This window comes from Barnesiella sp. CU968, from assembly GCF_905219685.1.
Classification (GTDB): Bacteria; Bacteroidota; Bacteroidia; order Bacteroidales; family Muribaculaceae; genus Lepagella; species Lepagella muris_A.
On the sequence record NZ_CAJMXD010000375.1, the window covers coordinates 1 to 2848 of the forward strand.

Consider the following 2848-nt stretch of genomic DNA (forward strand, 5'->3'; position numbering starts at 1 on the left):
GTAAAAGAAAAATCAGTTACGATTTATTTCGTAACTGCTTTATTTTTAAGGAGTGGTCCCACTTGGACAATGGGACTATAAATTAAGTATCGTGTTAATCAGACATTTAATCCGAGAGCGTTCAGGGCGCGTTCCCTATCTCTACTCCTACAGATTTCAATGTTCTTACGCCATGTGGGACATGACTGAGAGCAAAATTACTGATTTTTCATCGATTATACAACACTTTCAGAGTTAAAAATACCTATCAAACGATAACAGTTATTCCTTTTAGGGGAGTTTCCAATGCCCGGTTTTAGGATGTCCTTCCCACGAAATCCCGAGTTTTGAAAGATAGCGTCCTACGGTCTTTGAAGAAATGTTTAACTCCTTTGCAATATGCTCGCGAGTGATTTGTAAATCTTCATTAATCAATTTAACTATCTCCTTTTTAATATCGAAACTTTCGTTTTGAGGGACATCCTCTTCGTTTTGAAGGACGTTTATGTTGTTTTGAGGGACATTCTGAAGGACACACTCTCCATTTTGAGGGACATTTTGAGGGCATCCTTATTTTCTCCCTTACTTTTCGGTGTATCACTTACCTCAATAAGCTCATCAGGATTGTCATAGAGAAGTTTCATCGCCTCTATATCGGGCTGGTGTCCCTCAAAACCGAGGGTAAGAGTTGTGCGGTCAACGCCGCCTGAGGTTGTCACTTCCAGTTTGGGCGCACAGTGATATACGCTCTGCCATGTCTTGAAAATAACCTGATCGAGAACGCTCTCCGTCCCTTGGCGCTTGGACGCAAGAACTGGCTCTTCTGTGGCAACGATGCCTCGGCTTACCGAGCCGCTATAGTCTACTCACTGATTGCCTCATGCCGGGCTGCTGATGTGGATCCACGGCAGTGGCTTGAACACGTTCTTGTCGAGATACCGACCCGCAGAAAGAACGGTCAACCCATGGAAGATCTTCTTCCGGGTGAATGTGCCAAACGGCGCGATATTAAACCATGGAATCTTCCCGACCCAGACTGACCAAAACGCCAACAAACATCCTCAAAATGGCACGAATAAGCCCGAACATCCGCAACGTTCGGGCTTCTTCGTGCCATTTTGCCAAATCGTGCAATACGTGCTTTACCGTATACTTACAAATCACCGAAGTTAATATTTCTTACACCTTTACATTTACAAGTACAAATCCAGGTGGTTACGATTTTTCAGCATTGTACCTCATCGCAATGCCGGGGTATCTTATTCTTTGGAAATGGATTGATACGTTTGTCGCAAGTCAGACCTTTTATTAGATTGTGTTTGTCGCAAGTTATATTGCTAAAACACAGCCTATTGATTTTGTTTTAAGACAAGATTGCAACAAATATTATTAAATTTACGATAATAGCGTGGTTTATTAGACTTATTTTGTCGCGAGATTATAACGTAAAGAAGTTGTCGCTCCTGTCTTTACGACCAGTTCATCTTCTATAAGATTTTTCAGAATCCGTTGAATCGAACGGATGCCAATTTCTTTCCCAATTCTTATATTGAGGTCTTTTATAGAGGTTGGCCCGAAAAGTTTCAAGTCTTCAAGAATCAGTTCGCGCAAACGATGAGGTTCTATTCGCTTCAAGGTCGTCCTTCCTTTAAAGTCACTGTCGCGAAGTAGCTGAGAAACGACCCGGTATTCTACGTTTTTTGTTTTGCCGTCATTGGTTTCAACCAACCCCATGTCAAGCAATGGACGGAGCCACGGGCGTAGAGCTACATTGTCTTTTAACTCAAGCTGATGTATCAATTCTGAGCCGGAGATACTTCCTGCCTGAGCAATTATGCCAAGACAGATAATATGTTTCTGTTTTAGAGTAAATTTCTGCGAAGCGGTTTGCATAACCTTGATTGCTTCATAGCTGACAATACGTCGTTCAACAATAGCAGTTACCGAATCTTCTCCTTCTAAGACTCTTGGCACTCGTTTACCGTTGGTCAATTGTACTTCATACATCTTGTCATACCCGGAACCTTCGCGCTCCATAAGATGCAAAGCAAAGAATAGATTTGCCATACGCTCATTTCGCTTTACCGACTTATGGAGGATATTGTTTTCAGTCACTCCCAATGGCAACTGTCCCGGATTGACGAACTCAACTCGGTCGGGGTATATATTGATGAATATGTCTCCAGACACTGCGTAAGATCTATGAACAAGCGAATTAGCGCACAGTTCACGTATAACTCTCTCATCGTAGGCAAGTATGTTACGGCGATAAAGTCCATCGGCAATCTCATTTGTTTCTTTCCAGTCAGGGACTCTGCTCCAAAGGCTTTCAATCATTTCAATCGGATTCATCGTGTAGTCATCCCAAAGATATTTTTGCACCTTCTCTCCATCGGCATCATATTTGATGCATTGCATTATCGGGGAGTTGATAAGGTTGCCACGCTGAGGCTGGGTTCCGATAAATAGTACACCTAAGTTTGTCATCTCATCACCATCCTCTTTGGTGAGCCCGAAATAATCTAAAATCTCCTTTGTCTCTTTGGCTTTTACAAATTCAGAAACTCGGTCTGAATCATTAATTCTTGCCAACAGGTCTTGCAGTTTATCTTTATCGCATTTCTGCCATGTCCATTGTGATGCTGTATTTTCCCATTTTGTGGAATCCTTTTCTCCTGCGAGCCTGAAAAACTCATCTCCCAGCACTGGCTTTGATGTATCTCCAATCCGAATATAAAAACGGCCATCGCTTGTAGATGCTAAAGAGTGTGCGTTGCGATGAATATAAAGACGCAGAAACTCTCCACCATTATCCGAGGGTATTATCTCTGTGTTGGCAGACACATTAACTGTCTTTCCCGCTATCTGA

At 42.4% G+C, this 2848-nt stretch carries 4 protein-coding genes; 1 reads left to right on the top strand and 3 read right to left on the bottom strand.

Annotated features, from left to right (window positions below; translation table 11 throughout):
• Positions 1-270 precede the first annotated feature (270 nt).
• Together JX312_RS14365 and JX312_RS11690 are read right to left on the bottom strand one after the other, a co-directional pair.
• Positions 271-486, bottom strand: coding sequence for a winged helix-turn-helix transcriptional regulator (locus JX312_RS14365; protein WP_124030552.1), 216 nt, complete (start codon positions 484-486; stop codon positions 271-273).
• Entirely contained in the window at positions 483-698 is a 216-nt protein-coding gene (locus JX312_RS11690) for a hypothetical protein (RefSeq protein ID WP_124030525.1), read from the bottom strand. The genes JX312_RS14365 and JX312_RS11690 overlap by 4 nt, the downstream gene beginning before the upstream one ends.
• 18 nt (positions 699-716) lie before the next feature.
• Here JX312_RS11690 and JX312_RS11695 point away from each other — a divergent pair, with 18 nt between their 5' ends.
• Positions 717-1019: a transposase domain-containing protein gene (locus JX312_RS11695; RefSeq protein ID WP_123407775.1), complete on the top strand. Its 303-nt coding sequence runs from the start codon at positions 717-719 to the stop codon at positions 1017-1019.
• Between the two features lie 382 nt (positions 1020-1401).
• On the opposite strand, the gene JX312_RS11700 is transcribed toward JX312_RS11695, so the two are convergent.
• Positions 1402-2848, bottom strand: a 1447-nt coding sequence (locus JX312_RS11700) for an ATP-binding protein (protein ID WP_204458106.1), incomplete at its 5' end; no start/stop codon positions are given.